Origin of the sequence: Rhodoferax sp. (assembly GCF_030646845.1) — a bacterium.
Classification (GTDB): domain Bacteria; phylum Pseudomonadota; class Gammaproteobacteria; order Burkholderiales; family Burkholderiaceae_C; genus Rhodoferax.
Genome location: NZ_JAUSLE010000021.1, coordinates 47803 through 74684 on the forward strand (window position 1 = coordinate 47803; position 26882 = coordinate 74684).

Genomic DNA, 26882 nt, shown 5'->3' on the forward strand with positions numbered 1-26882 from the left:
CCAATCCGCTGGTCACCCCGTCCGGGCTCAGACGTAATAAAGAACGAGGTAGCCAAGCAACAGGACCAGCACCCACAGCGCCATGCTTCGGGTGGACCAGGTGCGGGCAAAGCGGCCGTCCTGGCGATGTTGGTGCACGACCAGGGCCAGCCCTTGCGAGCCCAAACGCAGCGCGGTGCGCATCAGGAGGTTCCATGCCTTGCCCAGCGGCAGCCCCACGTGGGTCATCAATGCCGGCAGCAATCGGCGCCAGACCCAATCGGTATCGAGCGTGATGGTGAGTGTGCGTTTGAGGTAGGGCAGCATCACAAAGAACGCCAGACCCGAGAACAGCAACAACTGCAACTGCGTCACCACGTGCGCCCCGGTGTAGGGCACGTAATTCACGGCGTAGGGCAGCAGCGCGTACAGCGGCTCGGGCCAGACGCCGAGCGCGATGCAAAGAAACGCAAAGGCGACCATGGCCCAGCGCATACTCGATGGCGGCTCGGCCGGGCGCAGGCCGGAGTCCTTCTGGAAGAACACAAACCACGGGAACTTGATGCCCGCGTGGAGAAAAACGCCTGCCGACGCGGCCGTGAGCAACAGCCACACCCACTGCAGATTCCCGTCGATGGCAGCCTGCGAGACCATTGACTTGGAGATAAAGCCGGAGGTGAGCGGGAACGCCGAGATCGCCAGCGCGCCGATCGTGCCGCACGCGGTGGTGAGCGGCATGGTGTGGAACAAGCCGCCTAGCTCGGAGCACTTGCGCTTACCGGTCATAAGGATCACCGAGCCGGCCGACATCAGCAGCAGGGCCTTGTAGATGATGTGGGCGAAGGCGTGGGCCGCCGCGCCGTTCAGCGCCATCTCGGTGCCGATGCCGATGCCGGCAATCATGAAGCCAACCTGGTTGATGATCGAGTACGCCAGGATGCGCCGGATATCGTTTTCCAGCAGCGCATAGATGATGCCGTAGAAGACCATGAACAGGCCGACCCAGATCAACAACTCGGTGCCTGGAAAGCCACGGATCAGCACATACACCGCGGTCTTGGTGGTGAACGCCGAGAGGAAGACGGTGCCGCTCCAGGATGCTTCCGGGTAAGCGTCCGACAACCAGGCCGACAGGGGTGGCGCGCCGGCGTTGACCAGGAAGCCCAAGAGGATCAGCCAGTGCGCTGGCGAGTCCAGCACCATCCGCGTGAAGGTTACGTCGCCGGTCTGCACGATGTGGCCGGTGACGCCGGCAAACAGCAACACGCCACCCAGCAGGTGGATCATCAGGTAGCGCCGTGCGGCGCGGTAGGCGTCGTTGTTACCGTGGCTCCACAGGACCAGTGTTGAGCCGACGGCCATCAGCTCCCAGAAGGCGAACACCGAGACCAGGTCACCCGCGAATGCCACGCTGATGGCCGACCCCGCATAGATGAACGCGGAAGGCACTTCGACGCGGCTTTTTTGACTGAGGGCGAACAAGCCGCCGCCTGCGGCCATCAGCGCAAAGATGGTGGCGAACAGGCGCGAGAGCTTGTCGCCCTGCAGCGGTGTGATTGTGTAATCGAGGAACCGCAGCTGCCATGCCGGTCCGTCGGGTACTTGCCATACCAGCGCCAGCACAAGCAGGGGCAAAACCACTACGGCGATGGACCTCGGCGCGCCGCGCAGAAAAGGCAAGAGCAGGGCGCCGACGATGAGCACCAACCCGGGATGAAGCATGACATCAGTCATCGTGCTGGCCGTAATAGGTATCGGGGCGCTTGAGCACCAGGGCCAGCCCCTTGGCCACGATGATCATGACCGCGCAGACCAGGAAGCCGAACCAGGCGTTGAAGCCGAAGATGGACTCGATAGCGAAATGCGGATGCAGATGCACGAGAAACTCGGCGAGCACCGTGAACAGGAGCACAACCAGAAAACCGCGCCACAAGCGTTTGACATTGCGTGGCTGGTCCAGCCAATGGGGCTTGTCGTCCATGAGTTTCATTCTCGCGGGTTGATCATCTGACGTGCCAGCGCCAACGGCACGTCGGGAAAGAAGAACAACAGGACCGTGCCTGCGGCGGTGGCGGTCAGCGCTATCACCATGAGGAGCGGCGCCTCGCCGTGCGCGTGGCCGTGCGGATCAGCGGGTGGCGCCACGAAGAAGGCGCGGTAGACGATGGGCAGGAAATAGCCGGCGTTGAGCAAGGTGCTCAGTGCAATTACCGCCACGGCCAGCCAGTGCTGGGTGGCCATGGCGCCCGACAGCATGTACCACTTGGAGATGAAACCGACCGCTGGCGGCAGGCCGATCATGGACAACACTGCAATCGCAAAGGCGCCCATCGTCCACGGCATGCGCCGCCCGATGCCGTCAAGTTGGCTGACCTCGGTTTTGTGGGCTGCGGTGTAGATGGCGCCGGCGGCAAAGAAGAGGGTGATCTTGCCGACCGCGTGTGCGGCGATGTGCAGCACAGCACCGATCAGGGACAGGGGCGCCAGCAGCGCTGCGGCCAAGATCACATAAGAAAGCTGGCTGATCGTCGAGTAGGCCAGCCGACGTTTCAGGTTGTCGGCGGACAACGCGACTACGGAGGCCGCAATGATGGTGAATCCGGCCACCGCCACCAGCCAATGGGTCGCTCCGGCTGATGTGAGCGTGTCAAACCCGAACACGTAGACAATCACTTTGACGACGCTGAACACGCCGGCCTTCACCACGGCCACCGCGTGCAGCAGCGCGGACACCGGCGTGGGCGCCACCATGGCGGCCGGCAGCCAGCGATGGAAAGGCATCAGCGCGGCCTTGCCGATCCCGAACACGCACAGTGCCAGCAACACGGCGAGCCCGGTCGGCCCGAGCTTGTCAGCCAGGATGCCGCCCGCCGTGAAGTCGGTGGTGCCTGCGATGAACCAGATGAACACCAGCGCCGGCAACAGGAAAACGGTGGACGTACTCAACAGCAGGGCGAGATAGACGCGACCGCCTGTGCGCGCCTTGTCGGTGCCATGATGCGTGACCAGCGGGTAGGTGCTCAACGTCAACAGTTCATAGAAGATGAACAGTGTGAATAGATTGCCGGAGAATGCAATGCCCATGGTCGCTGAAATGGCGAGCGCGAAGCAGACGAAAAAGCGCGTTTGATGCGCCTCCTTGTTGGCACGCAAGTAGCCAATCGAATACAGCGAATTGACAATCCACAAGCCCGAGGCGATCAGCGCAAACAGCATCCCCAGTGGCTCGACCCTGAAGGCGATCTGCAAGCCCGGCAGCAGGCTGAACAAGATGACGCCCGGTCGTGCGCCGCCCAGAACCGTGGGCAGTAGCGTCAGCACGCAGACCAGCAGCGCCGCCGCCGTGACCAGGGTGATGCCTTCGCGCAGGTTGGGCTGCCGCCCCGCGAATGAGATCAGCATGGCGCCAGCCAGTGGCACCGCCATGGACGCGAGAATCGCCTGTTCGGGCGTCAGCATCAGCGCGCTCCCCCCAGCAACAGGGCTGCTGCCTGTGACGCCGAGCCCACCGTGAATGAGGTGTCCAGACCAAAGTACACCGTGGCCACGACCAGGATGGCTGTGGGCACGCTCATCAGCCACGGAGTTGCAGTGATGTTGGCTGTGTCCTTGCGCGGCTCACGGAAATACGCCGCCTCGACGAATCGCCAGACATACACCGCCGCGAGCAGGGACGACAGGACAATCATGAACACGAGCCACCACTGCCCCTTCTCCAGTGCCGCCAGCAGCAGATACCATTTGCTGACGAAGCCTGCGGTACCAGGAACCCCCATCAGTGAGAGACCGCACACCACAATGCCGAAGCTCACCAGTGGCATGCGTTTGCCCAGGCCCTGTACCCGGGCCAGGCTGGTGCCGCCCATGCCAAGCGCCACGCAACCCAGCAGCATGTAGATGGCGCCCTTGGTGACGCCGTGGTTGACCAGGTGCACGATGCTGGCGGTCAGGCCGCTGACCGAGTTGAATGACAGGCCGAGAATGATGTAGCCGATTTGCGCGACGCTGGAGTAGGCGAACAGGCGCTTCAGGTCGGTCTGGAAGATCGCGATACCGGACGCCGCAAACATGCCCGCCAATGCGAGCAGCAACATCATCTGCTGCATCGGCAGTTTATCGAATACCGCGGACTCCCCGAACACCGAAAAGTAGAAACGCAGCAGCACGTAGACCGCCACCTTGGTGGCCGTCGCGGCCAGGAAGGCTGATACGGCCGAGGGGGCAAATGTATAGGCGTTGGGCAGCCACTGATGCAGCGGGAACAGCGCCAGCTTGAGTGAGACCCCCACGGTGACAAAAGCCAGTGCCGCCAGCACCGGACGTGTGCCTTGCACAGTGGCGATGCGCCGCCCCATGTCGGCCAGATTCAGCGTGCCCGTCATCAAGTAGAGCAGGCCGATGCCAATGACCAGGAAAGTGGCGCCAATCGAGCCCATGATCAGGTACTGGTAAGCGGCAAACAGGGCCCGTCGGTCTCGCCCCAGCGCGATCAGCACATAAGCCGACAGCGATGAGATTTCCAGGAAAACAAAAATGTTGAAAGCGTCGCCAGTGATCGCGATGCCGAGCAGTCCGGTCAGGCACAACACGAACATGGTGTAGAAAAGGTAGTGCTGTTCGGGCGGTATTTCGGCTTCTATGCTGGCACGGCTGTAGGGCAGTACCAGGGCGGCAATGCCAGCCACCAGGACCAGCATGAATGAGCTCAGCCGGTCGACGCGGTACTCGATGCCCCAGGGGGCCGGCCAGCTGCCGATGGCGTAAGAGATGGTGCCGCTGCCGGCGACTTGCAGCCACAGCATCACTGCGATAGCTAGTGCGATCCAACTGGCCGTCAGCGCCACCGCGAACGCCACGCTGCGTCGACGCAGCAGCACCGTGAGCGGCGCGGCGATCAAAGGTACGATAACCTGCAAGGCGGGCAGATGCGGGACCAGGTTCATTGCTTTATTCCATCGCGTTCTGGTGCAGCGTCCAGGCTCAGTATCTCGTCCTCTTCAATGCTTTCGTAGGTCTCGCGAATGCGCACGACCAATGCCAGGCCAAGAGCCAGCGTTGCGACCCCGACGACGATGGCAGTCAGGATCAGGACATGGGGCAGGGGGTTCGAGTAAACCGTGAAAGCGTCGCTGAGAATCGGTGCCGTACCGCCAAGCAGCTTGGCCGGCGCGATGTACAGGAGATAGACCGAAGTCTGGAAAATGCCCAGGCCGACCAGCTTCTTGATCAGGTTGCCGCGCGCAATGACGATGAACAGCCCCGAGATCATCAGGAACACGGTGATGAAGTACGTGAAGTGACCGCCCAGCGTCATGGAGTTGGCCGCCGCGCTCATTCGTCAACGTTGCCGCGATCGGCGAACATGTAAAAAATCTTCAGCATCACACCCGACACCGTGGTGGCGACGCCGACCTCGACCCAGAAGATGCCGCGGTGCTGGCCGTGCACCGGGTCAGGATCGAGCACGAAGTAGTCCAGGTAATTGCCGCCCAGCAGCAGCCCGGCCACGCCGACGCCGGCGTAAATCAGCACGCCAATGGCCATCATGGATTCGACCAGTGGCTCGGGCACGACCTTGCGTGCATCGGCCAGGCCGTAAATCAGCGCATAGAAAATGACCGCTGCAGCCAGAATCACGCCAGCCTGGAAGCCACCGCCAGGGCCGAAGTCGCCGTGGAATTGCACGTACAAGGCGAATAGCAGGATGAACGGAATCAGCAGCTTGGCGATGACCCGCAGAATCAGGTCGTTCTTCATGGCTTGCGGCTCCTGCGGCGACGTCGTAGCAGCGCAATCACGCCGGCACCGGCCGTGAAGACCACTGTGGTCTCGCCCAGGGTGTCATAGCCACGGTAGCTGGCAAGCACCGCGGTTACCACGTTGGGCACATCGACCTCTTTCTTGATGTCATTCAGGTAGCGCGGCACGACATGCTGGTGTATCGGTGCATTGGGGTCGGAGAACTCCGGTAGACCCAGCGTGCCATAGACCAGCAGGCCGCCCACGGCCAGCGACACGGCCAGCGGCAACCAGGGTTTGCGCATGGGCCGGGCTTCCTCACTCTTGCACAGGTACAGCGCGCCCAGGAACAGCACGGTCGAAATTCCCGCACCAACCGCCGCCTCGGTCATCGCCACATCCACCGCGTCCATGGCGACCAGCACGGTGGCCATCAGAAAGCTGTAGATGCCACCGAGGACAATGACGCCGAAAAGGTTTCGGCTGCGCGCCATGACCCAGACGGTGACCGCCATTAAAACCATCAGCACGTTGATGATCAGGGTTTCGATGGTGTGTCCTCCTTGTCCGCCAGAAGTGGCTTCAGGCCGCGCACCATGCCGGCACGGGCGAGCGCGTGCGTCGCCGTCGGGCTGACGAAGAAAATCAACAAGCCGACCATCAAGAGCTTGACGGCTACCAGTGTGAATCCGGCTTGCAGCAAAAGCCCGAACAAGATCAGTCCGGCGCCCAGTGTCTCGATCAGGCTGGCGGCATGCATGCGGGTATAGAAGTCAGGCATACGCAACAGACCCACGGCGCCCACCACGCAAAAGAAGCCGCCTGCGACCAGGCAGATCCAACTGAGACCGTCGATCCACAGGCTCATGGGGCAGGCCTGTCGTGGTCGCCCGGGTCACCCAGGTCGCCACGGCGAAAATATTTCAGCACGGCAATCGTGCCGATGACGTTGAGCAGGCCATAGACGATGGCCAGGTCCAAAAACTCAGGGCGTCCGTTGAGGAAGCCGAGGACTGCCAGCAGGAGCATAGCAACTGTGCCAATGGTGTTGGCGGCCTGAGCCCGGTCGAACACTGTCGGTCCCAGTGCGGCACGCACCAGCACCAGTGCGAGTGTAGCCAGCAGCGCGAGGGCGGCCGCAGCGAACATCAGACCTTGCCCTCACAGGCCGTTACGCGGCGGTCCATCTCACTGTCGATCACGCCCTGGGCGCTCGCGCGCGTGAGGCCGTGTACGAAGAACTCCTGTGCGTTCGCCTCAATGGTGATGGTGCCGGGCGTCAGGGTGATTGAGTTGGCGTGCAGCACCAGACCCACGTCGGTCATCTGGGACGGTTTGAAGCGCACCAGGGTCGGGCTGATTGGAAGCCCGGGGTGCAAAATAATCTTGCTTACGTCCCACGACGACTTGACGATTTCCTTTAGCAGCCATGGCCAGTAGAGCAGGGCACGGGGACCCAAATGGATGGGGTGCCCCTCTGCGTCGACGACATCCATCCGGCGCGCAAACCAGACCACGGCCAGCGCGCAACCCACTCCAGCCGACAGCAGAAACGGCGTGAAGAACCCCGACAGCAGCAGCCAGAAGAGGTAGAGGGAGACAAACAGGCTGACGGAGTGAAACACGTTGAACAAAGATCAAACTGATGATTTTTCATTGTAGCCAGAGCTGCGGCGTGGCCAGCGCCAACCGCCCTCCCGCTGCGAGGATCAGGTTGGTTTCAATGGGCGCTACTGTCCCGCACCATGAGTTTGTCGGTGTACGCGATCGCAATGGCGGACAGCAAAAAGGTGATGTGAATCGCGGTTTGGGCGATCAGCACTTTTTCGTCGTAGTTGGCTGCATTGATGAAGGTCTTCAGCAGGTGGATCGAACTGATGCCGATGATGGCCGTGCCGAGCTTGACCTTGAGCACAGATGCGTTCACGTGGCTGAGCCACTCGGGCTGGTCGCGGTGGCCTTCCAGTTCCATGCGGCTGACAAACGTCTCGTAGCCACCCACAATCACCATGATCAACAGGTTCGAGATCATGACCACGTCAATCAATGCGAGCACCACCAGCATGATGATGGTCTCGTTCAGCGCCGTCACCTGCACGTCCGACGTGTAGCCGATGCTCGTCACCAAGGCCTGCAAGGCGGTCTGATTGCCGAACACAGCTTCCAGCAGATGTACCAGTTCAACCCAGAAGTGGAATACATAGACACCTTGCGCGGCAATCAGTCCAATGTACAGTGGAAGCTGCAGCCACCGGCTGGCAAAGATGAAGCGCGGGATGGGCCGCAGACGGGGGTTTGTTTCGGTGGTCGGTGCAGTCATTCTGGTCTTTTGTTTGTGCGTGGAGCCCCTGATTGTAGGGGGGCAAAAGAGGGGGGAACGGAGTCGGTAAACTCGGGGGTTTCAGTCCCGTCAGTGGCTTGTAAGTGCCAACCCCGACAGTCTCGTGCAGTTTTAGTTAATTAGAGGAGACCTACCCATGAGTGCACCTTTGTCCGCCGTCGAATCAACCCTGGTTGAAAACCGCGTTTTCCCGCCCAGCGAGGCTTTCGCCAAAGCTGCCCGCATTTCGGGAATGGACGGCTACAACGCGCTGTGCGCCGAAGCCGAGAAGGATTTTGAGGGCTTTTGGGCCCGGCTGGCACGGGAAAACGTGGTGTGGACCAAGCCCTTCACCAAAACGCTGGATGAGTCGAACGCACCGTTTTACAAGTGGTTTGATGACGGTGAGCTCAACGCCTCGGCGAACTGCCTGGACAAGCACATGGGAACGCCGGTCGAGAACAAGACCGCCGTGATCTTCGAAGCCGATGATGGAGCGGTCACCAAGACCAGCTACAAGGAATTGCTCGCCCGGGTCAGCCAGTTCGCCAATGCTCTCAAGGCGCATGGCATCCAGAAGGGTGACCGCGTTCTCGTTTACATGCCGATGACGCTTGAAGGTGTGATTGCCATGCAGGCCTGCGCTCGCATAGGCGCGACCCATAGCGTGGTGTTCGGCGGCTTCTCGGCCAAGGCGCTGCAGGAACGCATCATCGACGCGGGTGCCGTGGCGGTGATTACGTCCAACTACCAGATGCGCGGCGGCAAGGAATTGCCGTTGAAGGCCATTGTGGATGAAGGCCTGGCGATGGGCGGCTGCGAGTCGATCAAGACCGTCTTTGTCTACCAGCGCACGGCCACAGCCTGCAATATGGTGGCGGGGCGGGACATCACATTTGCAGAGGCGCTGGCGGGGCAAAGCATGCAATGTGCGCCAGTCCCAGTGGGGGCCGAGCATCCACTGTTCATTCTGTTCACCTCGGGTTCTACTGGCAAGCCAAAGGGCGTGCAGCATGCCACCGGCGGCTTCTTGCTGTGGGCCAAGCTGACGATGGACTGGACATTTGATCTGCAACCGTCCGATGTTTTCTGGTGCACGGCTGACATCGGCTGGATCACCGGCCATTCCTATGTCGCCTACGGTCCCCTGGCGGCGGGTGCCACCCAGATCATTTTTGAAGGCATTCCGACCTACCCGAATGCTGGGCGGTTCTGGCAGATGATCGAGCGCCACAAGTGCACCATTTTCTACACCGCGCCCACCGCCATCCGGTCGCTGATCAAGGCGGCCGAGAGCGATGAAAAGGTTCATCCTGCGCGCTCGGACCTGAGCAGTCTGCGCATTCTGGGTTCGGTTGGCGAGCCGATCAATCCTGAAGCCTGGATGTGGTACTACAAGCACGTTGGCGGCGAGCGTTGCCCCATCGTGGACACCTTTTGGCAGACCGAAACCGGCGGCCACATGATCACGCCGCTGCCCGGCGCTACACCGCTGGTGCCCGGCAGTTGCACCTTGCCGCTGCCCGGCATCATGGCGGCTATCGTCGACGAAGCAGGCAACGACGTGCCCAATGGTTCAGGCGGTCTGCTGGTTGTCAAACGGCCGTGGCCTTCGATGATCCGCACCATCTGGAATGATCCGGAGCGTTTCAAGAAGAGCTATTTCCCCGAAGAACTGGGCGGCAAAATCTACCTGGCGGGTGACGGCGCTGTGCGCAGCGCCGACCGCGGTTATTTCCGTATTACCGGCCGTATCGATGACGTGCTGAACGTGTCCGGTCACCGCATGGGTACGATGGAAATCGAATCGGCGCTGGTTGCCAAGACCGACCTGGTGGCTGAAGCCGCCGTGGTGGGTCGTCCGGACGACCTCACTGGCGAAGCCATTTGTGCGTTTGTGGTGCTCAAGCGCCCCTGCCCCACGGGCGACGAAGCCAAAGCCATTGCCAAGGAGTTGCGTGATTGGGTGGCCAAGGAAATTGGTCCGATTGCCAAGCCCAAAGACATCCGTTTTGGCGAGAACCTGCCAAAAACCCGTTCCGGCAAGATCATGCGGCGTCTGCTTCGCTCGCTTGCCAAAGGGGAATCGATTACCCAGGATACATCGACGCTGGAAAATCCGGCGATTCTGGACCAACTGGGACAAACCTATTGAGGCTGCAAAAATGAAAGCTGGCAACCCACGTATTGAGAGGGTTGCCAGCCAATTTGAGCAAAAATCAAGCCCGCAAAAAAGCCCGCATCTGCGGGCTTTTTTGCGGGGAGCAGGCTAAATCAGATCAGCTTGCCAGAACCCAGACAGCCAGTTTCTTGGCGTCAGCTTCGTTGACTTGCGCGTTGGCAGGCATCGGCACGGGTCCCCAAACGCCAGAGCCACCTTTGATGATCTTGGCTGCCAGTTTGTCAGCAGCATCTTTTTGACCAGCGTACTTCTTGGCGACGTCTTTGTAAGACGGGCCCACGAGTTTCTTGTCAACAGCGTGGCATGCCATGCAGTTCTTGGACGTCGCCAAGGCCTGATCGGCAAATGCAGGAGCAGCTAAAGAAACTGCGGCGACTAAGGCAAAGAGAGCATGTTTCATCGATATTTCCTCGTGGGTTGGTATACAGTCAACTAACGCTATTCTAATCGTATCGGTTGACACGCGTTGCCGATGGATCAATTGAGAAATGACAGGAGACTGAGATGTATTTACTGGGATTGGGACTCATTTTGCTGGTCTTGAAATATCTTGAAATCGGACCCGTGGCGGCTTGGGCCTGGTGGATCGTCCTGGCACCATTTGGCCTGGCTATTCTGTGGTGGACCTGGGCCGACGCTTCGGGGTACACGAAGAAGAAGGCCATGGAGCGTGAGAATGCACGTCGACAGGCTCGAATTGACGGCAATCGCGAAGCCCTTGGCACCCTGTCCAACAAGAGAAGGCGTTGACGAATCATTAAAGAAAAGAAGCCCGCCCGGCAATGCCGGGCGGGCTTCTTTCTATCAACTGCGTGAATCGGTTATCAGTAGTTGTCGAGCACAGCGCCCTTGCTGGCCGTTGAGGCGTTGAACGCAAACTTGGCCTGCACGCCCCGGGTATAGCGGGGCTTCGGTGCCGTCCAGGCGGCGCGCCGTTTGGCAATTTCTGCGTCACTGACATTGAGTTGCAGCAGCAACTGGTGCGCATCGATGGTGATTGAGTCGCCCTCGTGGATGAAGGCAATAGTGCCGCCTGCTGCCGCTTCCGGCGCCACGTGACCTACCACCATACCCCAAGTGCCGCCCGAGAAGCGGCCGTCGGTAATCAGTCCCACCGACTCGCCCAGACCCTGTCCGACCAATGCGCCGGTAGGGGCCAGCATTTCTGGCATGCCGGGGCCACCTTTGGGGCCCAGGTAGCGCAACACCATCACATCGCCGGCGACGATCTTGTTTGCCAGAATGGCGGTCAGGGCGGACTGCTCATCGTCAAACACGCGGGCCGGACCGGTCATCACGGGGTTTTTCAGGCCGGTGATCTTGGCCACGCAGCCCTCGGGTGACAGATTTCCCTTGAGAATGGCCAAATGCCCCTGCGCGTACATCGGGTTACTCAGGGGACGAATGACATCCTGGTCGGCACGCGGCACATCCGGCACGTCTTTCAGAACTTCTGCAATGGTCTGACCTGTGATGGTGATGCAGTCGCCGTGCAGCAAACCTGCGGACAACAGAGTTTTCATGACCTGGGGGATGCCGCCGGCGCGGTGCAGGTCCACAGCCAGGTATTGGCCGCTGGGCTTGAGGTCGCACAGCACGGGGGTCTTGACGCGCACGCGCTCGAAGTCGTCAATCGTCCATTCGACGCCAGCCGCATGGGCAATCGCCAGGAAGTGCAGCACGGCATTGGTGGAGCCACCGGTGGCCATGATGACGGCGACGGCATTCTCGATGGATTTGCGCGTCACGATGTCGCGTGGCTTGAGGTCGTTCCTGATGGCCTCGACCAGAACTTTGGCCGACTCTCTGGCCGAGTTCACCTTCTCGTCATGCGGGTTGGCCATCGTGCTCGAATACGCCAGCGAGATGCCCAGCGCCTCAAAAGCGGATGACATGGTGTTGGCCGTGTACATGCCGCCGCATGAACCGGTGCCGGGGATGGCGCGACGCTCGATTTCCAGCAGGTCCTCGTCGCTCATGCGGCCGGCCGCGTTCTCGCCCACGGCTTCGAACACGCTCACGATATTGAGGTCTTTGCCCTTGTAATGGCCGGGCAGAATGGTGCCGCCGTAAACAAAGATGGCGGGCACATTGGCGCGCAGCATGCCCATCAGGCCGCCCGGCATGTTCTTGTCGCAGCCGCCCACGACCAGCACGCCATCCATCCACTGGCCCTGCACGCAGGTCTCAATACAGTCGGAAATAACCTCGCGGCTCACCAGCGAGTACTTCATGCCCTCTGTCCCCATGGCCATGCCATCAGAAATGGTGGGGGTGCCGAATACCTGGGCGTTGCCGCCGGCCTCTTCAATCGCGGCAATCGCGGCATCCGCCAGCTTCTGCAGCCCGCTGTTGCAGGGCGTGATGGTGCTGTGGCCATTGGCAACGCCGATCATGGGCTTCTTGAAATCACCCTCTTCATAGCCCATCGCGTAGTACATGGAGCGATTGGGCGCGCGCGACTTGCCCTCGGTGATATTTTTGCTGCGGGGGTTCATGACGACGGGTTTGGTGTCCATAGGAGGTCTCTCTCAAAAGGGGTTGCGATTTTCAGGCAAGAGTATGCGCCGGGCTATTATGTTGTTCCAATATATTTTTTATGGCTTGGTAATATGTTTTGCATATGAGTGAGTTGACCAACCCGTCGCCTGATACCTCGTTAACCCCGCATCTCGTTGAACTGCGGCTTTGGCGGCAGTTCGTGGCCGTGGCCGAGGAACTGCATTTTGGCCATGCCGCCACGCGCCTGCACATGACCCAGCCGCCCTTGACGCAAGCCATTGCCCATCTGGAGAGGAGCCTGGGCGTTCGCCTGTTTGATCGCACCAAGCGCAGCGTGCAACTCACCGCGACCGGTCAGGCCTTGTTGCCGGCTGCGCTGGATCTGCTGGCGCGCGCGCAGGCCTTGCCGGCTCAGGCCCGGGCGGCGGCGGCGGGCGAGGTCGGGCGCTTGCGGCTGGCCTTTGTATCTACCGTGGGTTTTGCGTTGCTGCCCCGGTGGGTGCGCGCTTTTCGGGAGATCTACCCCAAGGTGCAGCTGGACCTGCTGGAAGCGACGGGCGACCTGCAATTGCAGGGACTCGAACGCGGGGAGGTGGACGCCGGCTTCATGCTGCATGCGCCGGGGTTCGCCCCGGCCGGCCTAGCGCATTTGCTGATCACACAAGAGCCGCTGGTGCTGGCCTTGCCCGAGCAGCACCCGCTGGCGACTCGACCCATGCTGGCTCTGGCGGACGTGCTGTCCGAGCCGCTGGTCATCTTTCCGCGGCGCATCGTGCCGTCGCTGTTCGATGCCATTTTTGCCCGCTACCACGCGGCGGGTTGCCTGCCGTTGGTGGCGCAGGAGGCCATCCAGATGCAGACCATTGTCAACCTGGTGTCGGCCGGGCTGGGTGTGGCCTGGGTGCCGGACAGCGTGCGCCAGTTTCAGCGCTCCGGGGTGGTGTACCGCGAGGTCGGAGCCACCCGCCAGGCGACGGACAAAATGTTCAGCGCGATGCCCGGCTGCGAAACCAGCCTGGTATGGGGTTCCGAGGGAGCCAGTCCGACGCTGCAGCGATTTGTTGCGTTTGCAGGGTCACAGCTCACGTGAGCGCAAATACTGACAGGCGGCACTTGCGTGCACAATGCCGTCCATGCTGATCCATCCCCAAATTAACCCCATCGCTGTGCAACTCGGCCCTTTGGCCGTCCATTGGTATGGACTGACCTATCTGGCCGCTTTTGGGCTGTTCATGTTGCTCGGTATCCGGCGCCTGCGGCATGAACCGTTTGCCTCGATCACCGGGGCCGGTGCCTGGTCGCGCAAGGACGTGGAGGACATTCTGTTTCTCGGCGTGATGGGTGTGGTGCTGGGTGGCCGTATTGGCTATTGCCTGTTCTACAAGCCACTCTATTACCTCGCGCATCCGCTGGAGATATTTGCGGTGTGGCAAGGGGGTATGAGTTTTCATGGCGGCATGCTGGGGGTCATTGCCGCCATGATCTGGTTTGCGCACTCACGCGGCCGGCCCTGGCTGCAGGTGGCTGATTTTGTGGCTCCGTGTGTGCCTACGGGGCTGGCGGCGGGGCGGGTGGGCAATTTCATCAATGGTGAGTTGTGGGGTCGTTTGAGTAGCCCGGACCTGCCTTGGGGCATGGTGTTCCGGGATGCGGGGGACTTGCCGCGCCATCCGTCGCAGGTGTATCAGTTCTTGCTGGAAGGTCTGCTTTTGTTCGTGCTGTTGTGGCTGTACGCGCGCAAGGAACGCAAGCAAGGCCAGGTGGCGGCGGCCTTTCTGCTGGGCTATGGGGTGTTTCGCTTCATTGCAGAGTTCTTCCGTGAGCCCGATGCCCATCTCGGCATCCTTTCGCTGGGCATGAGCATGGGGCAATGGCTGTGCGTGCCCATGATCGTGGGCGGCGTCGCACTGTGGTTCTGGGCGCGGGCGCGCCCCTCAACCAGACGCCAGTAGCGGCCCCGGGTTTGTACTGAGGGGAAAATTCTTGCGTTTCCCAGTCCGGTTTTCCATAATTACCGGAAATTATTGAAAATTACACGCACGCGATCCCGCCAGTTCACACGGAAAGCCAACTTCAACATGCGCCTGGTCTATAACTCCCTGCACGATGAAGTCGCGGTGCTGCTGCGGGACCAGATCTTCGCCGGCACACTGGCGCCAGGCAGCTTCATTGACGAAGCCGCGCTGTGCGCCAGCCTGAAAATCTCGCGCACACCGCTGCGCGAGGCGCTCAAGGTGCTCAGTGCCGAGGGCTTGGTGCGCCACGAGCCACGCCGCGGCAGTTTCGTCAACGAGGTGACCGAGCAGGACCTGGATGAGATATTCCCCGTGATTGCCTTGCTGGAGGGCCGTTGTGCGTTCGAGGCCGCGCGCAACGCCAGCGATGCCGACATCGCCGCACTGGACACACTGCACGAGCGCCTGGAGAAACATGCCAGGGCCCGGCGCATCAACGACTACTACGCCACCAACTTCGCCATTCACGAGGCCATCATCTCGCTGGCCAATAACCGCTGGCTGGCCCAGGTGATTGCCGACCTGCGCAAAATTCTCAAGCTCGCACGGTTGCAGCAGCTGCATGCGCCGGGTCGGCTGGAGCAAAGCCTGAGTGAGCATCTTGCCATCTATGCCGCCCTGCGGGCGCGCGACTGCGAAGTTGCCGACGCGGCGATGCGTACCCACCTCACGCACCAGCGTGAGGCCCTGCGCGAACTTGCGCGTACCCAGAAAAGCAGGTTGCTGGCATGAACACTTCTGACTGGATCAGCCGCAGCGTCTCCAGACTGCTGCCTGCCGCCGGATTGGGCAAGAAAATGGTTGTAGCCCCCGCCGATAATGCGGAGGTTGCTATTAAGACAATAGCATCTGCCACAGGCATGACGGGGCAGGGGCTGCCTGCTGGCAATCTCGCGGCAGCCCCGGTCAGCACCAGCGCCCGTCCCGCCTTGCGATCTACCCGCGAGCGTCTGGCCGGCACCTTGCGCCACAAGGAGGAAGCTCTGTCACCGCGGGTGCTGCGTCGCACGTTGACCGAGTTGCAGGCCGTGGTGGACAGCCATGTCAGCGAGGTGGAAGGCGGACGCCGTGCCCGGGCGGTAGCACAGTGGTACGCACGCGCCACGGTGGAGCGCCGGCGTGACATGTGGCTGCTGATGAGCGAGCAGTTCGTGGCAGATCCACAAATAGTGAAGCAGGCGCATGCCCAGTTCGCTGCATCCGTCGGCACCCCCGATGAAGCGGCGGCCGAAGTGCAGTACCGCCGCGCAACGGTGTCACCGCGCCGGCGTTTGCTGCAGCGCTTCAGCGCCTTTCCGGAAGGCATACGTTTCCTGGTGGACATGCGCGCCGAAATGCTGCCTTACCTCAAGTCCGACAAGCGCTTGCAGGCTCTGGATGTCGAGATGGAATACATGTTCTCCACCTGGTTTGACGTCGGTTTTCTGGACCTGCGTCGCATCAGCTGGGACTCACCCGCCTCGCTGATCGAGAAGCTCATCAAGTACGAGGCCGTGCACGACATTCGCGGCTGGAGCGATATGAAGAACCGGCTCGACTCCGACCGGCGCTGCTACGGTTTTTTCCATCCCCGACTGCCGGATGAGCCGCTGATCTTTGTGGAGGTGGCGCTGCTTCATGAACTGGCCCAGGGCATCACGCCACTGCTTGACGAGTCGGCGGCGGTGCAAGACCTCAGCAAAGCCACGACCGCGGTTTTCTACTCCATCAGCAACACCCAGCCCGGCCTGCGCGGCGTGAGTTTTGGCGACTCGCTGATCAAGCGCGTGGTCGAATCCCTCAAGGCCGAGTTCCCCCGCCTCAAGGTTTTTGCCACGCTGTCGCCGATCCCGGGCTTTCGCGCCTGGCTGGGCAAGAACGCCTCGGCCATGCTCGCCAGGCTTGATGACAAGGCCCGCGCCGAGCTCGGGCGCGCTATCGGCGTTGAGCCGGTCGCGGCGGCGCACCTGCTGGGCGCCGCCGACAAGGCACTGGAGCTCGACGCCAAGTCGCCCGTTCGTCATCTGCTGATGCAATGTGCCGCCCATTACCTGGGTCAGGAGTTCGCGGATGGCAAGCCGCTGGATGCCGTGGCGCGCTTTCATCTGGGCAACGGCGCGCGGATCGAGCGGCTGAACTGGGGCGGCGACCCGTCGGCCAAAGGTCTCAAGCAGTCTTACGGGATGATGGTTAATTACCTTTACGATCTCAAGCGGCTGGACAAATACCGGGCCCAGCTGGCGCAAAGCAAAATACCGGTTTCAGGGGACATTGATGACCTGAAATTGTGACGGGCAGTTTTCGCATTTAGCAAAATAACAGGAGACAAACATGACTTTGACACACTCGATACACAACACCCGGCGCGACGTTTTGCGCCTTGCCGCCGCCGCCATCGCCAGCAGCCCGCTGCTGGGCCAGGCACAGTCGGCCTGGCCAGCCAAGCCGGTGACCGTGGTGGTTCCCTTCCCGGCGGGCGGCGGCACCGACGCGTTTGCCCGACCGCTGTCGGCGCAGTTCGCCAAATTGACGGGCAAGCAACTCATCATCGACAACCGGGGCGGCGCTGGCGGCACCGTGGGTGCCAGTATTGCCGCCAAGGCCCAGCCGGATGGCTACACGCTGTTTATGGGGGCGGTGCATCACGCCATCGCGCCTTCGATGTACCCCAGGCTGGACTACGACCTCGAAAAAGACTTTGTGCCGCTGGCCCTGCTGGCCAACGTGCCGCAGGTGCTGGTAGTTAACCCCAGGTTGGTGCCGGGCGACTTCAAGGCGTTTCTGGCGCAGGTGCGCAAGAATCCGGGTCGCATGAACTACGGCTCGGCCGGCAGCGGCACCTCCCACCATCTGGCGGGGGAGCTGTTCAAGATGCAGACGCAAACGTTCATCACCCACATTCCCTATCGCGGCGCCGGCCCGGCTTTGAGCGATTTGATCGCGGGCAATGTGGACATGATGTTTGACGGCCTGGGCTCATCGGCTGCGCACATCAAGGGGGGTCGTATCAAGGCACTCATGGTGTCGGGCGCCAAGCGCAACCCGGCGTTCCCCGACGTGCCTTGCGCGGCCGAGCTCGGCTTGCCGGACTACACCGTTTCCACCTGGTATGGCCTGTGGGCGCCCAAAGGGACGCCGGCCGATGTGCAGGCCCGCATCGTGGAGGACATGCGCCGTGCCGCAGCCACGGACGAACTCAAAGCCAGCTGGGCCAGCAATGGCGCGGAGTTTGGCAACCTGACACCGCCGCAGTTTGGCAGTTTTGTCAGCGCTGAGATCAAGCGCTGGGCAACGGTGGTCAAGGCCTCTGGCGCCAAGCTGGACTGAGCGCGCCGGTTCAGCCATGGGTGTGATCCAGTATGAGCAGCAGGCCGGTGTGGCGCGGGTCACCATCAGCTTCCCCGCCCGCTTCAATGCGATGTCGCGCATCATGTGGCGTGAGCTGCGCTCTGTCTTTGAGAGCGTGCAAAACAACACAGAGGTGCGCTGTGTCGTGATCGGCGGGGAGGGCGGTAATTTTTGTTCTGGCGGCGATATCTCTGAATACGCTGATTTCCGGTTTCAGGAGTCGACCCTGCGCGACTTTCACGAGAACGATGTCTGGGGCGGTTTGAAGGCGATGCTGGCGTGCGATGTGCCCATTGTGGCGAAAATTGACGGCAACTGCATGGGGGCCGGGGTTGAGATTGCCAGTTGCTGCGATATCCGCCTGGCAGGCGTTGGCGCCCGGTTTGGCGCGCCCATTGCCCGGCTGGGCTTTCCGATGGCGCCGCGCGAGGCCGCATTGGTGGCGCGTGAAGTCGGCCTGGTCACGGCGCGCCAGATGCTGCTGGAAGCGGCGATCTTCAGCGCGACCGACATGAAGGCTGCCGGCTTCCTCAGCCGCGTGCTGGCGGACGATCAGCTGGGCGCCGAGGCACAGGCCACCGCATTGCGGATCGCGGGCCTGGCACCCCAGGCGGCCAGACTCAACAAGCAAACTCTTCGAGCACTAATTAGCCCTCTAGCCCCCGTCCATATTGCGCGGGATGCTATTGATGTAGTAGCAAGTGACATCGGCGAGGCCTATGGGTACGCTGACAGCGTCGAGCACCGGGAAGGTGTCCAGGCCTTTCTGGAAAAGAGAAAGCCCGCGTTCTAGCGCCCTGAGGCTCTTGCCTCCTATCCCCTCGAAATGACCCACCCCAAGCCCTCATACTGACATGCGCACACAGAACACCTCCAGCCAAAGCAACGGCAATCTCTTCGCAGCACTTCGCGCTGCCTTTCCGCAGGATCTTGACGCGGTAGCGGTTGAAACCGACAGCGGTCTGTTTTACTCCTGGCGCGACTTGGAGCGTGCCACCGCCATGATGGCGAACTTGCTCGATTCACTGGACCTGCCTGCAGGCTCCCGCATTGCCGTGCAAGTCGAAAAATCGGTCGAGGCCATGGTGCTGTATCTGGCGACCCTGCGTGCCGGCCTTGTATTTTTGCCACTCAACACGGCGTATCAAAGTGCCGAGATCGAGTACTTCATCGGCAATGCCGAACCCGCCGTCGTGGTGTGCACGGCCAGGAATTTTGGCTGGGTCAGCAAGATTGCGTTCAAGGCAGGCACGCAATGCGTGTTCACGCTCAATGATGACCGCACCGGTTCCCTGCTGGAGCGGGCCGCGCACTGTTCAGACCAGCACGTGGTGGCCCTCCGCCAGGCAGATGACCTGGCCGCCATTTTGTACACCAGCGGCACCACGGGCCGCTCCAAAGGCGCCATGCTGACCCACGGCAACATGCTGAGCAACGCACTGGTGCTGAAAGACTACTGGGGCTGGCAGGCGGATGATGTGCTGATTCATGCGCTTCCGATCTTTCACGTGCACGGTCTCTTTGTGGCCATACACGGGGCGCTGCTCAACGGCAGCAAGATGATCTGGTTGTCCAAATTCGACCCGAAGCTGGTGATCCAGAAGATGCCCGAGGCCACTGTGTTCATGGGCGTGCCCACGCTCTATGTGCGCCTGCTGGCGGAGCCCGGCTTGACCAGAGAGGCCGCGCGTCACATGCGGCTCTTTATTGCCGGGTCGGCACCCTTGCTGATCGAGACCTTCAATGAATGGCAGTCCAGAACCGGCCATACCATTCTGGAGCGTTACGGCATGAGCGAGACCGTGATGCTCACGTCCAACCCGTACGACCAGAGCCAAGGCGAACGCCGGGGTGGCACGGTGGGCTTCCCGCTGCCGGGTGTGAGTCTGCGGGTGCAGGATGAGGATGGGCGTCCCGTGCCAGTGGGAGAGATTGGCGGCATCCAGGTCAAGGGGCCCAATGTGTTCAAGGGCTACTGGCGTATGCCGGAAAAGACGGCTGAGGAATTCACCCCCGATGGCTACTTCAAAACGGGTGATGTGGGCAAAATCGACGAGTTGGGTTACGTGACGATCGTGGGCCGCAGCAAAGACCTCATCATCAGCGGCGGCTACAACGTTTATCCCGCCGAAATCGAGGCCTGTATCAACGAGTTGCCGGGCGTGGCCGAGAGTGCCGTGGTTGGCATACCCCATGCGGATTTTGGCGAGGTGGGCGTCGCGGTTGTCACGCCGAAGCCGGGTGCCACCATTGACCCGGGCAAGATCATTGCCAGCCTGAAATCACAGCTGGCCAATTTCAAGGTGCCCAAGCAGTGTTTTGTGGTCGCTGCCTTGCCGCGTAACACCATGGGCAAGGTTCAGAAAAACATCCTGCGGGCGCAGTACGGCGCAGGTTGACTATTTGGCAGCTATGAAATTGCTATAGAAATCATAGCTGCTGCCGCTTATTTTACGAGGGCGATGTGCCCAATTAGCGTAGAACCAGAACCGGCACGTGGGAGTGCGTCAGCACCTGTTGGGTTTCGCTACCCAGCAACAGGCGTTTGATGCCACGGCGACCGTGGGATGCCATCACGATCAGGTCGCATTTGTGTTTTTTCGCGGCGGCAATGATTGCGTCCGACACCAGGTCTGACTTGACAGTCACGGCCTTGGTTTTGACGCCCTTCGCCAGAGCGGCTTTCTGGACTGCGTCGACGATGGCCTGTCCGTCCTCTGCCCATTGCTTCTCAACCCGGCTGACCTCGGCCGCCTGCAAGGCCAAGCCTCCCTCAAAGTAGCTTTGCGGGTAACGCGGAATTACTTTCAGGGCCACCAACTCGGCCCCTGACAGCGCTGCCAGGCCAATCGCGCTGGCAACCGCTTTCTTGGACAAAGTGGAACCATCGGTGGCCACAAGAATTCTCTGATACATGAATTTGCTCCTGTTGAGTGAAGGCCTCTAGCTTACTCTGCTCACTCAGCGTTATCTTGATTGCCGTCAAGTAAACTGTGCGCATAGCCCGGCACCCTTGGACCTTATGTCAACTGCAAGTCCTGCCGTCTCCGTGACGGCGCTAAATAACCTTGATGATGCGCGCTATCCAGCGGGGCTGGATTCGCCTGTAACCGGTGCGGCCCCGGACAACCTGGCTCTTCTCGATGATCAACAGGAGTGGTCTGCCTTCAGCCGTCCAGACCCCCGGCTCAACGACTGCTGGGAGTCCAACCTCCTGATCGAAGGCATGCATTGCGCCGCCTGTGCGCTGACCCTCGAGGACGCGCTTCTGGGAGTGCCGGGCGTGGTGAAGGCCGAGGTGAGTGCCGGCAGCCACCGGGCGCGTGTCGTCTGGTCTTCCGAGCTGGTTCGGCCTTCTGACTGGATGCGGGCTGTGCAAAAAGCCGGGTACCGCGCCGTGCCCGCCAATGACGCGTTTGCCCGCGAGCGCCGCCGGGGTGAAGCACGAAAAGCGCTCTGGCGCCTGATGGTCGCCGGGCTGTGCATGATGCAGGTGATGATGTATGCGTATCCGGCGTACGTGGCAGCGCCGGGCGATTTGACTGCTGAAATGGAGCAACTCCTGCGCTGGGCCTCGTGGGTTCTGACCCTTCCGGTCATTCTTTTCTCATGCGGTCCGTTCTTTGGCAGTGCGTTGCGTGACATCGTGCAACGTCGTGTGAGCATGGATCTGCCCGTCGCTCTGGGAATGCTGATTACCTTTGTCGTCAGCAGCGCCGGCACCTTTGATCCCCAGGGCAATTTTGGCCGCGAAGTGTATTTTGATTCGCTGACCATGTTCGTCTTTTTTCTGCTGTCGGGCCGCTGGCTCGAGTTGCGTTTGCGTGACCGCACGGCTGGCGCCCTGGAAGCGCTGATGAACCGGCTGCCCGACAGCGTGTCGCGTCTGCGCGATGACGGGACCTTTGAGCGCGTGCCTGTGCGCCGCCTGCTGCCCAAAGACGTCATTCGCGTCTTGCCGGGGGAAACGTTTCCCGCGGATGGCGTGGTGCTGCAAGGCGACACGCTGGTCGATGAGGCATTGCTCACCGGAGAATCGCGTCCGGTATCACGTGGCGTTGGTGGCATGGTGATCGCAGGCAGTCATAACCTCTCAACGGTGGTGCAGGTTCAAGTCGAGCGAACCGGGGACCAGACCCGGTTTGCAGAGATTGTCGCGCTCATGGAAACTGCATCCACAACCAAGCCGCCGTTGGCGCGCCTGGCCGACCGCATTGCCAAGCCGTTCCTGATTGCGGTTTTGCTGTCCGCGGGTCTGGCTTGTGCTTTCTGGTGGGGCCGGGACCCCGGACATGCGCTGATGGTTGCGGTGGCGGTGCTGGTCGTCACCTGTCCCTGTGCGTTGTCGCTGGCAACGCCGGCTGCCATGCTCGCGGCAGCGGGTACCCTGGCGCGCCGCGGCGTGCTGGTGCGCCGGCTGGAGGCGTTTGAAGCGCTGGCCGCCATCGACACCGTGCTGTTCGACAAGACCGGAACCTTGACGCGGGACGCCATGGTTTTGGGATCGACCCAGGTACGTGAGGGCGTCCCCGTTGCCCAGGCGCTGGCCATGGCAGCTGCTCTGGCGCAGTATTCGCTCCACCCGGTATCAAAAGCACTGGTGGTTGCCGCGGACGCGGCCGGCACTTCCCCGTCGTGGAAGGCGGACGCAGTGACCGAAGTCGCCGGCGGCGGGGTGTCGGGCAAGGTGTGGTTTGGCGACGCTGCGCAGACCTCGACGCAGCTGCGGCTGGGTTCTGCCGCGTTCTGCGGCGTTGTGCCGCCCCGAACGGAGTCGTTGCAGGCCTGCCTCAGTGATGAGCGGGGCTGGCTGGCGACGTTTGAACTTCATGAGGATGTGCGGCCTGACGCATTGGAGACGGTGGCGGCACTTCAACGCGAGGGTCTCATCGTGCATTTGTTGTCAGGCGACAGCGCTCAGGCCGCTGCACGGGTGGCGGCGCGGGTCGGCATCACTGAGTTTCAGGGCGGGTGTGCGCCGCAGGACAAGCTTGAGTTCCTGCGACATGCGCAACAGCGTGGCCACAAGGTCGCGGTCGTCGGGGATGGCCTCAACGACGGCCCGGTACTGGCCGCCGCCCATGTGTCGTTTGCCTTTGGGCAGGCGGTGCCTTTGGCGCAGGCACAGGCCGATTTTGTGGTTCTGGGCGATCAGCTGGGCGCCGTCGTGAAATCACTGCGTCTGGCTCGTCGCACTCTGCGTGTTGTGCGGCAGAATCTCTGGTGGGCGGCCATTTATAACGCGGTGTGTGTTCCGCTGGCCGTGGTGGGATGGCTCCCCGCCTGGCTGGCGGGTCTGGGCATGGCGTTGAGTTCCCTGCTGGTTGTGTTTAACGCCTTGCGGCTGTCGGACCGTGCCAAACCACTGAAAAAATTTGATCGATCGCTGGAGAAAACCTGATGGATATTCTGTATTTGCTGATACCACTGTCAGTTATTCTTGTGTTCTTCATTCTGGGTGGACTGTGGTGGGCTATTTACCGTGGTCAATTTGACGACATCGAATCTGAAGGCGAGCGAATTCTTAAGGATTCATAAGAATTATCAACAAGGGTTGACTTGCGTCAAACGGTATCCGGGTTTGCCATAGGAAACTCGATCCAAACAAACTGAGAAGAGGTGAAAATGATATTTCCCAATGCGCAAGCGACTACCTACAACGACAAGGTCGTCAGGCAGTTCGCTATCATGACCGTGGTCTGGGGCGTGGTCGGTATGCTGGTCGGCGTGATCATCGCCGCGCAGTTGACTTGGCCGGAACTCAATTTCGGTATTTCCTGGCTGAGCTACGGTCGATTGCGCCCTCTGCACACCAATGCAGTGATTTTTGCGTTTGGCGGCTGTGGTTTGTTTGCCTCGGCGTACTACGTGGCGCAACGAACCTGCCATGTTCGGCTCTTTGGTGACAAGCTGGCAGCCTTCACTTTTTGGGGTTGGCAGCTGGTTATTGTGGCTGCGGCCATTTCGTTGCCGCTGGGTTACACCCAGGGCAAGGAATACGCAGAATTGGAGTGGCCGATTGACATCCTGATCACGCTGGTCTGGGTGTCATTTGCCATTGTGTTTTTTGGCACCATCGGCACCCGAAAAGTTCGCCACATTTATGTTGCGAACTGGTTTTTTGGCGCTTTCATCATTGCGGTGGCTTTGCTGCACCTCGTTAACAGTGCTGCGATTCCCGCTGGCTACATGAAGTCTTATTCCGCCTACGCTGGCGTGCAGGATGCCATGGTGCAGTGGTGGTATGGTCACAACGCTGTGGGCTTCTTCCTGACGGCCGGCTTTCTGGGCATGATGTACTACTTCATTCCCAAGCAGGCAGAGCGTCCCGTCTATTCCTATCGCCTGTCCATCGTTCATTTCTGGGCCCTGATCTTCACTTACATGTGGGCGGGTCCCCACCACCTGCACTACACCGCGCTGCCAGACTGGACGCAATCGGTCGGCATGGTGTTCTCCCTGATCTTGTTGGCACCGAGCTGGGGCGGCATGATCAACGGCATCATGACGCTGTCGGGTGCCTGGCACAAGCTGCGCGACGATCCTATCCTGCGCTTCCTGATCGTGTCGCTGTCCTTCTACGGCATGTCCACCTTTGAAGGCCCGATGATGTCGATCAAGACGGTCAATGCCTTGAGTCATTACACGGACTGGACTGTAGGCCACGTGCATTCAGGCGCTCTGGGTTGGGTGGGTCTGGTCACCATGGGCAGTATGTACTATCTGATTCCGCGCCTGTTTGGCCAGAAGCAGATGTACAGCGTCAAGGCGATCGAGGTCCACTTCTGGACTGCCACTATCGGTATCGTGATCTATATCGCCGCCATGTGGATTGCCGGGGTCATGCAGGGTCTGATGTGGCGTGCCATCAACACGGACGGTACGCTGACCTACACCTTCGTCGAGTCCGTTAAAGCAACCTTCCCGTTCTATGTGCTGCGTTTGCTTGGTGGACTGTTGTATCTGACCGGCATGTTGATCATGCTCTGGAACACATTGAAGACCGTGAGCAACGGCCGCTCCGTCACTGTGAATATTGCCGCACCAGTCGCTGCTGCCCACGCCTGAGAAGGAAAATACCATGGCAAACAACAACACAAGCGGCGGACTGTCGCATGAAAAAATAGAAACCAGCAATTTCCTGATGATCGTCTTGATCCTGCTGGTGTTGCTGGTTGGAGGTTTGGTGGAAATTGTTCCGCTGTTCTTCCAGAAATCAACCACGCAGCCCGTCAAGGGATTGCAGCCCTTGAATGCGCTACAGCTGGCCGGGCGTGATATCTATGTCCGCGAGGGTTGCTACAACTGCCATTCGCAGATGATTCGTCCGTTTCGTGCCGAGACCCTGCGCTACGGGCACTACTCGGTCGCCGGGGAATTTGTGTATGACCATCCGTTCCAGTGGGGCAGCAAGCGCACTGGGCCTGACCTGCACCGGGTCGGTGGCAAGTACAGCGACCAGTGGCATCTTGACCACCTGAACAATCCGCGTGACCTGGTGCCTGAATCCAATATGCCTGCCTATCCGTGGCTTCTCCAGAATGCCGTGGATGGGGCAACCATGCCGGCGCACATGAAGGCCCTGCGGACGGTTGGCGTGCCCTACACCGATGAGCAGATTGCCAAGGCTTCGCAAGAACTCAAAGGCAAGACCGAAGTCGAGGCGGTTATTGCCTATCTCCAGGTCTTGGGAACTTCGGTCAAGTAAGCGGGAGGTATTCAATGGAATTCGATATCAACACCCTTCGCTCGATAGCCACCGTTTCTGCCTTCTTGACGTTCATTGGCATCGTTGTGTGGGCATACTCGCGCCGCAACGCCGCTGATTTCGAGAATGCCGCCAACCTGCCTTTCGAGCAAGACTGACGAACCGCAATAAAAGGAAAAAAAATGAGCGACTTCACAAGTAATTTCTGGTCGTTGTATGTCGCCGGGATCACCGTCGTCAGCATTCTGGCCTGTCTTCTGCTGCTGTGGTTCAGCGGCAAGGCCAAAGCCATGACAGCCAGTGACAACACCACAGGCCATGTATGGGACGGCGACTTACGCGAGATGAACAACCCCTTGCCGCGCTGGTGGGCCTGGTTGTTTGTCATCACCATCGTTTTTGCCTTTGTCTACCTGGCCATGTACCCGGGTCTGGGCACTTACGCCGGAAAATTGGGTTGGACGTCTACTGGTCAACACAAGGCGGAGCTGGATAAAGGCAATGCGGAGGTCGCGCCCCTGTACGCCAAGTTCTCGGCCATGAAGCCCGAAGACGTGGCCAGGGACACTCAGGCCATGGCCATTGGCGAACGTTTGTTCATGAACAACTGTGCCCAGTGCCACGGCTCCGATGCCCGGGGCAGCAAGGGTATTCCCAACTTGACCGACGGTGACTGGCTGCATGGCGGCGCTACGGCGACGATCAAGGAGACTCTGACCAAAGGCCGCAACGGCAACATGCCGCCCATGGCAGCCGCAGTAGGTACGGCGGAAGATGTCAAAAACGTCGCGCAGTATGTCTTGAGCCTGTCCGGTAGCCCGCACGACTCCCTACAGGCAGCGCTCGGCAAATCAAAATTCGCGGCCTGCGCTGCCTGTCACGGGATGGACGGCAAGGGAAATCCGGCGCTAGGTGCACCGAATTTGACAGATGATGTCTGGCTGCACGGTTACGGTGAGGCGGCCATCATTGCCATGGTGAATGCTGGCAAGGTCAACCAGATGCCGGCCCAGGCGGACAAGCTGACCGAGGCACAGATTCATGTTCTGACATCTTACGTGTGGGGGCTTTCCAATAAGGGCGCCGCCACGGCCCAGTAAGAGGCGTATC

At 60.7% G+C, this 26882-nt stretch carries 29 protein-coding genes; 15 read left to right on the plus strand and 14 right to left on the minus strand.

The window, feature by feature from the left end; translation table 11 throughout:
• Positions 1–27 precede the first annotated feature (27 nt).
• The 11 genes from Q7T10_RS05435 to Q7T10_RS05485 form a co-directional block, all read right to left on the minus strand.
• On the minus strand, positions 28–1713 hold the full coding sequence (locus Q7T10_RS05435; RefSeq protein ID WP_304746767.1) for a Na(+)/H(+) antiporter subunit D: 1686 nt from the start codon (positions 1711–1713) through the stop codon (positions 28–30).
• Positions 1706–1960 (minus strand): hypothetical protein, encoded by a 255-nt coding sequence (locus tag Q7T10_RS05440; protein WP_304746769.1) that lies wholly within the window; start codon positions 1958–1960, stop codon positions 1706–1708. Before Q7T10_RS05440 ends, Q7T10_RS05435 begins: the two co-directional genes overlap by 8 nt.
• A 5-nt stretch (positions 1961–1965) precedes the next feature.
• On the minus strand, positions 1966–3438 hold the full coding sequence (locus Q7T10_RS05445) for a monovalent cation/H+ antiporter subunit D family protein (protein ID WP_304746771.1): 1473 nt from the start codon (positions 3436–3438) through the stop codon (positions 1966–1968).
• Positions 3438–4922 (minus strand): monovalent cation/H+ antiporter subunit D family protein, encoded by a 1485-nt coding sequence (locus Q7T10_RS05450; RefSeq protein WP_304746773.1) that lies wholly within the window; start codon positions 4920–4922, stop codon positions 3438–3440. The genes Q7T10_RS05445 and Q7T10_RS05450 overlap by 1 nt, the downstream gene beginning before the upstream one ends.
• Positions 4919–5314: a cation:proton antiporter subunit C gene (locus tag Q7T10_RS05455; protein WP_304746775.1), complete on the minus strand. Its 396-nt coding sequence runs from the start codon at positions 5312–5314 to the stop codon at positions 4919–4921. The genes Q7T10_RS05450 and Q7T10_RS05455 overlap by 4 nt, the downstream gene beginning before the upstream one ends.
• A complete protein-coding gene (locus Q7T10_RS05460) occupies positions 5311–5736 on the minus strand; it encodes a Na(+)/H(+) antiporter subunit B (RefSeq protein WP_304746777.1) in 426 nt (141 codons plus the stop codon). Before Q7T10_RS05460 ends, Q7T10_RS05455 begins: the two co-directional genes overlap by 4 nt.
• On the minus strand, positions 5733–6242 hold the full coding sequence (locus tag Q7T10_RS05465; protein ID WP_304746927.1) for a DUF4040 domain-containing protein: 510 nt from the start codon (positions 6240–6242) through the stop codon (positions 5733–5735). Before Q7T10_RS05465 ends, Q7T10_RS05460 begins: the two co-directional genes overlap by 4 nt.
• A gap of 14 nt (positions 6243–6256) precedes the next feature.
• Positions 6257–6586, minus strand: coding sequence for a monovalent cation/H(+) antiporter subunit G (mnhG, locus tag Q7T10_RS05470; RefSeq protein ID WP_304746779.1), 330 nt, complete (start codon positions 6584–6586; stop codon positions 6257–6259).
• Positions 6583–6867 carry a monovalent cation/H+ antiporter complex subunit F gene (locus Q7T10_RS05475; protein WP_304746781.1) on the minus strand — a complete coding sequence of 95 codons (285 nt, stop codon included), beginning with the start codon at positions 6865–6867 and terminating at the stop codon, positions 6583–6585. The genes mnhG and Q7T10_RS05475 overlap by 4 nt, the downstream gene beginning before the upstream one ends.
• A complete protein-coding gene (locus Q7T10_RS05480) occupies positions 6867–7343 on the minus strand; it encodes a Na+/H+ antiporter subunit E (protein WP_304746783.1) in 477 nt (158 codons plus the stop codon). The genes Q7T10_RS05475 and Q7T10_RS05480 overlap by 1 nt, the downstream gene beginning before the upstream one ends.
• Before the next feature lie 95 nt (positions 7344–7438).
• Positions 7439–8038 (minus strand): YqhA family protein, encoded by a 600-nt coding sequence (locus Q7T10_RS05485; RefSeq protein WP_304746785.1) that lies wholly within the window; start codon positions 8036–8038, stop codon positions 7439–7441.
• Positions 8039–8195: 157 nt separating this feature from the next.
• Between Q7T10_RS05485 and acs the strand changes: the two genes are divergently transcribed.
• Positions 8196–10193 (plus strand): acetate--CoA ligase, encoded by a 1998-nt coding sequence (gene acs, locus Q7T10_RS05490; RefSeq protein ID WP_304746787.1) that lies wholly within the window; start codon positions 8196–8198, stop codon positions 10191–10193.
• Positions 10194–10317: 124 nt separating this feature from the next.
• Here acs and Q7T10_RS05495 read toward each other — a convergent pair whose 3' ends face one another.
• Complete coding sequence (locus Q7T10_RS05495; RefSeq protein ID WP_304746789.1) at positions 10318–10620, minus strand: c-type cytochrome; 303 nt, start codon at positions 10618–10620, stop codon at positions 10318–10320.
• Between the two features lie 104 nt (positions 10621–10724).
• Between Q7T10_RS05495 and Q7T10_RS05500 the strand changes: the two genes are divergently transcribed.
• Positions 10725–10970, plus strand: coding sequence for a TIGR04438 family Trp-rich protein (locus tag Q7T10_RS05500; RefSeq protein ID WP_304746791.1), 246 nt, complete (start codon positions 10725–10727; stop codon positions 10968–10970).
• Between the two features lie 74 nt (positions 10971–11044).
• On the opposite strand, the gene ilvD is transcribed toward Q7T10_RS05500, so the two are convergent.
• On the minus strand, positions 11045–12739 hold the full coding sequence (ilvD, locus tag Q7T10_RS05505; RefSeq protein ID WP_304746793.1) for a dihydroxy-acid dehydratase: 1695 nt from the start codon (positions 12737–12739) through the stop codon (positions 11045–11047).
• 104 nt (positions 12740–12843) lie between these two features.
• Here ilvD and Q7T10_RS05510 point away from each other — a divergent pair, with 104 nt between their 5' ends.
• The 7 genes from Q7T10_RS05510 to Q7T10_RS05540 all read left to right on the plus strand — a co-directional run bounded on the left by Q7T10_RS05510 (position 12844) and on the right by Q7T10_RS05540 (position 20463).
• Positions 12844–13812, plus strand: a complete 969-nt coding sequence (locus tag Q7T10_RS05510) for a LysR family transcriptional regulator (protein ID WP_304746795.1) — start codon at positions 12844–12846, stop codon at positions 13810–13812.
• Positions 13813–13855: 43 nt separating this feature from the next.
• Complete coding sequence (lgt, locus tag Q7T10_RS05515) at positions 13856–14674, plus strand: prolipoprotein diacylglyceryl transferase (protein WP_304746797.1); 819 nt, start codon at positions 13856–13858, stop codon at positions 14672–14674.
• Positions 14675–14800: 126 nt separating this feature from the next.
• Positions 14801–15469, plus strand: coding sequence for a GntR family transcriptional regulator (locus Q7T10_RS05520; protein ID WP_304746928.1), 669 nt, complete (start codon positions 14801–14803; stop codon positions 15467–15469).
• Complete coding sequence (locus tag Q7T10_RS05525) at positions 15466–17007, plus strand: malonyl-CoA decarboxylase (RefSeq protein ID WP_304746799.1); 1542 nt, start codon at positions 15466–15468, stop codon at positions 17005–17007. Before Q7T10_RS05520 ends, Q7T10_RS05525 begins: the two co-directional genes overlap by 4 nt.
• A gap of 40 nt (positions 17008–17047) precedes the next feature.
• Positions 17048–18043: a tripartite tricarboxylate transporter substrate binding protein gene (locus Q7T10_RS05530; protein ID WP_304746801.1), complete on the plus strand. Its 996-nt coding sequence runs from the start codon at positions 17048–17050 to the stop codon at positions 18041–18043.
• Positions 18044–18059: 16 nt separating this feature from the next.
• Positions 18060–18857: an enoyl-CoA hydratase/isomerase family protein gene (locus tag Q7T10_RS05535; RefSeq protein WP_304746803.1), complete on the plus strand. Its 798-nt coding sequence runs from the start codon at positions 18060–18062 to the stop codon at positions 18855–18857.
• 61 nt (positions 18858–18918) lie between these two features.
• Complete coding sequence (locus Q7T10_RS05540) at positions 18919–20463, plus strand: malonyl-CoA synthase (RefSeq protein WP_304746805.1); 1545 nt, start codon at positions 18919–18921, stop codon at positions 20461–20463.
• Between the two features lie 73 nt (positions 20464–20536).
• On the opposite strand, the gene Q7T10_RS05545 is transcribed toward Q7T10_RS05540, so the two are convergent.
• Entirely contained in the window at positions 20537–20980 is a 444-nt protein-coding gene (locus Q7T10_RS05545) for a universal stress protein (protein WP_304746807.1), read from the minus strand.
• Between the two features lie 106 nt (positions 20981–21086).
• On the opposite strand from Q7T10_RS05545, the gene Q7T10_RS05550 reads away from it, so the two are divergent.
• From Q7T10_RS05550 to ccoP, 6 genes are all read left to right on the plus strand, one after another.
• On the plus strand, positions 21087–23465 hold the full coding sequence (locus Q7T10_RS05550; RefSeq protein ID WP_304746809.1) for a cation-translocating P-type ATPase: 2379 nt from the start codon (positions 21087–21089) through the stop codon (positions 23463–23465).
• Positions 23465–23602, plus strand: a complete 138-nt coding sequence (gene ccoS, locus Q7T10_RS05555) for a cbb3-type cytochrome oxidase assembly protein CcoS (RefSeq protein ID WP_114970518.1) — start codon at positions 23465–23467, stop codon at positions 23600–23602. The genes Q7T10_RS05550 and ccoS overlap by 1 nt, the downstream gene beginning before the upstream one ends.
• 87 nt (positions 23603–23689) lie before the next feature.
• A complete protein-coding gene (gene ccoN, locus Q7T10_RS05560; protein WP_304746812.1) occupies positions 23690–25132 on the plus strand; it encodes a cytochrome-c oxidase, cbb3-type subunit I in 1443 nt (480 codons plus the stop codon).
• A 13-nt stretch (positions 25133–25145) separates the two neighbouring features.
• Positions 25146–25772 carry a cytochrome-c oxidase, cbb3-type subunit II gene (gene ccoO, locus Q7T10_RS05565; protein WP_304746814.1) on the plus strand — a complete coding sequence of 209 codons (627 nt, stop codon included), beginning with the start codon at positions 25146–25148 and terminating at the stop codon, positions 25770–25772.
• A 14-nt stretch (positions 25773–25786) separates the two neighbouring features.
• The gene (locus Q7T10_RS05570; RefSeq protein WP_304746816.1) at positions 25787–25930 is read left to right on the plus strand and encodes a cbb3-type cytochrome c oxidase subunit 3; all 144 of its coding nucleotides are present in this window, start codon (positions 25787–25789) and stop codon (positions 25928–25930) included.
• Positions 25931–25954: 24 nt separating this feature from the next.
• Complete coding sequence (ccoP, locus tag Q7T10_RS05575) at positions 25955–26872, plus strand: cytochrome-c oxidase, cbb3-type subunit III (protein WP_304746818.1); 918 nt, start codon at positions 25955–25957, stop codon at positions 26870–26872.
• Positions 26873–26882 lie beyond the last annotated feature (10 nt).

What these genes read in the sequence shown, in the direction of transcription:
- Q7T10_RS05550 (WP_304746809.1), top strand. Translation starts at nt 21,087, where the DNA reads ATGTCAACTGCAAGTCCTGCCGTCTCCGTGACGGCGCTAAATAACCTT.
- Q7T10_RS05495 (WP_304746789.1), bottom strand. Translation starts at nt 10,620, where the DNA reads ATGAAACATGCTCTCTTTGCCTTAGTCGCCGCAGTTTCTTTAGCTGCT.
- Q7T10_RS05485 (WP_304746785.1), bottom strand. Translation starts at nt 8,038, where the DNA reads ATGACTGCACCGACCACCGAAACAAACCCCCGTCTGCGGCCCATCCCG.
- Q7T10_RS05525 (WP_304746799.1), top strand. Translation starts at nt 15,466, where the DNA reads ATGAACACTTCTGACTGGATCAGCCGCAGCGTCTCCAGACTGCTGCCT.
- ccoN (WP_304746812.1), top strand. Translation starts at nt 23,690, where the DNA reads ATGATATTTCCCAATGCGCAAGCGACTACCTACAACGACAAGGTCGTC.
- acs (WP_304746787.1), top strand. Translation starts at nt 8,196, where the DNA reads ATGAGTGCACCTTTGTCCGCCGTCGAATCAACCCTGGTTGAAAACCGC.
- Q7T10_RS05535 (WP_304746803.1), top strand. Translation starts at nt 18,060, where the DNA reads ATGGGTGTGATCCAGTATGAGCAGCAGGCCGGTGTGGCGCGGGTCACC.
- lgt (WP_304746797.1), top strand. Translation starts at nt 13,856, where the DNA reads ATGCTGATCCATCCCCAAATTAACCCCATCGCTGTGCAACTCGGCCCT.
- Q7T10_RS05545 (WP_304746807.1), bottom strand. Translation starts at nt 20,980, where the DNA reads ATGTATCAGAGAATTCTTGTGGCCACCGATGGTTCCACTTTGTCCAAG.
- Q7T10_RS05445 (WP_304746771.1), bottom strand. Translation starts at nt 3,438, where the DNA reads ATGCTGACGCCCGAACAGGCGATTCTCGCGTCCATGGCGGTGCCACTG.
- mnhG (WP_304746779.1), bottom strand. Translation starts at nt 6,586, where the DNA reads ATGAGCCTGTGGATCGACGGTCTCAGTTGGATCTGCCTGGTCGCAGGC.
- Q7T10_RS05465 (WP_304746927.1), bottom strand. Translation starts at nt 6,242, where the DNA reads ATGGTTTTAATGGCGGTCACCGTCTGGGTCATGGCGCGCAGCCGAAAC.
- Q7T10_RS05530 (WP_304746801.1), top strand. Translation starts at nt 17,048, where the DNA reads ATGACTTTGACACACTCGATACACAACACCCGGCGCGACGTTTTGCGC.
- Q7T10_RS05475 (WP_304746781.1), bottom strand. Translation starts at nt 6,867, where the DNA reads ATGTTCGCTGCGGCCGCCCTCGCGCTGCTGGCTACACTCGCACTGGTG.
- Q7T10_RS05570 (WP_304746816.1), top strand. Translation starts at nt 25,787, where the DNA reads ATGGAATTCGATATCAACACCCTTCGCTCGATAGCCACCGTTTCTGCC.
- Q7T10_RS05460 (WP_304746777.1), bottom strand. Translation starts at nt 5,736, where the DNA reads ATGAAGAACGACCTGATTCTGCGGGTCATCGCCAAGCTGCTGATTCCG.
- Q7T10_RS05510 (WP_304746795.1), top strand. Translation starts at nt 12,844, where the DNA reads ATGAGTGAGTTGACCAACCCGTCGCCTGATACCTCGTTAACCCCGCAT.
- Q7T10_RS05450 (WP_304746773.1), bottom strand. Translation starts at nt 4,922, where the DNA reads ATGAACCTGGTCCCGCATCTGCCCGCCTTGCAGGTTATCGTACCTTTG.
- ccoP (WP_304746818.1), top strand. Translation starts at nt 25,955, where the DNA reads ATGAGCGACTTCACAAGTAATTTCTGGTCGTTGTATGTCGCCGGGATC.
- Q7T10_RS05500 (WP_304746791.1), top strand. Translation starts at nt 10,725, where the DNA reads ATGTATTTACTGGGATTGGGACTCATTTTGCTGGTCTTGAAATATCTT.
- ccoS (WP_114970518.1), top strand. Translation starts at nt 23,465, where the DNA reads ATGGATATTCTGTATTTGCTGATACCACTGTCAGTTATTCTTGTGTTC.
- ilvD (WP_304746793.1), bottom strand. Translation starts at nt 12,739, where the DNA reads ATGGACACCAAACCCGTCGTCATGAACCCCCGCAGCAAAAATATCACC.
- Q7T10_RS05440 (WP_304746769.1), bottom strand. Translation starts at nt 1,960, where the DNA reads ATGGACGACAAGCCCCATTGGCTGGACCAGCCACGCAATGTCAAACGC.
- Q7T10_RS05520 (WP_304746928.1), top strand. Translation starts at nt 14,801, where the DNA reads ATGCGCCTGGTCTATAACTCCCTGCACGATGAAGTCGCGGTGCTGCTG.
- ccoO (WP_304746814.1), top strand. Translation starts at nt 25,146, where the DNA reads ATGGCAAACAACAACACAAGCGGCGGACTGTCGCATGAAAAAATAGAA.
- Q7T10_RS05435 (WP_304746767.1), bottom strand. Translation starts at nt 1,713, where the DNA reads ATGACTGATGTCATGCTTCATCCCGGGTTGGTGCTCATCGTCGGCGCC.
- Q7T10_RS05540 (WP_304746805.1), top strand. Translation starts at nt 18,919, where the DNA reads ATGCGCACACAGAACACCTCCAGCCAAAGCAACGGCAATCTCTTCGCA.
- Q7T10_RS05455 (WP_304746775.1), bottom strand. Translation starts at nt 5,314, where the DNA reads ATGAGCGCGGCGGCCAACTCCATGACGCTGGGCGGTCACTTCACGTAC.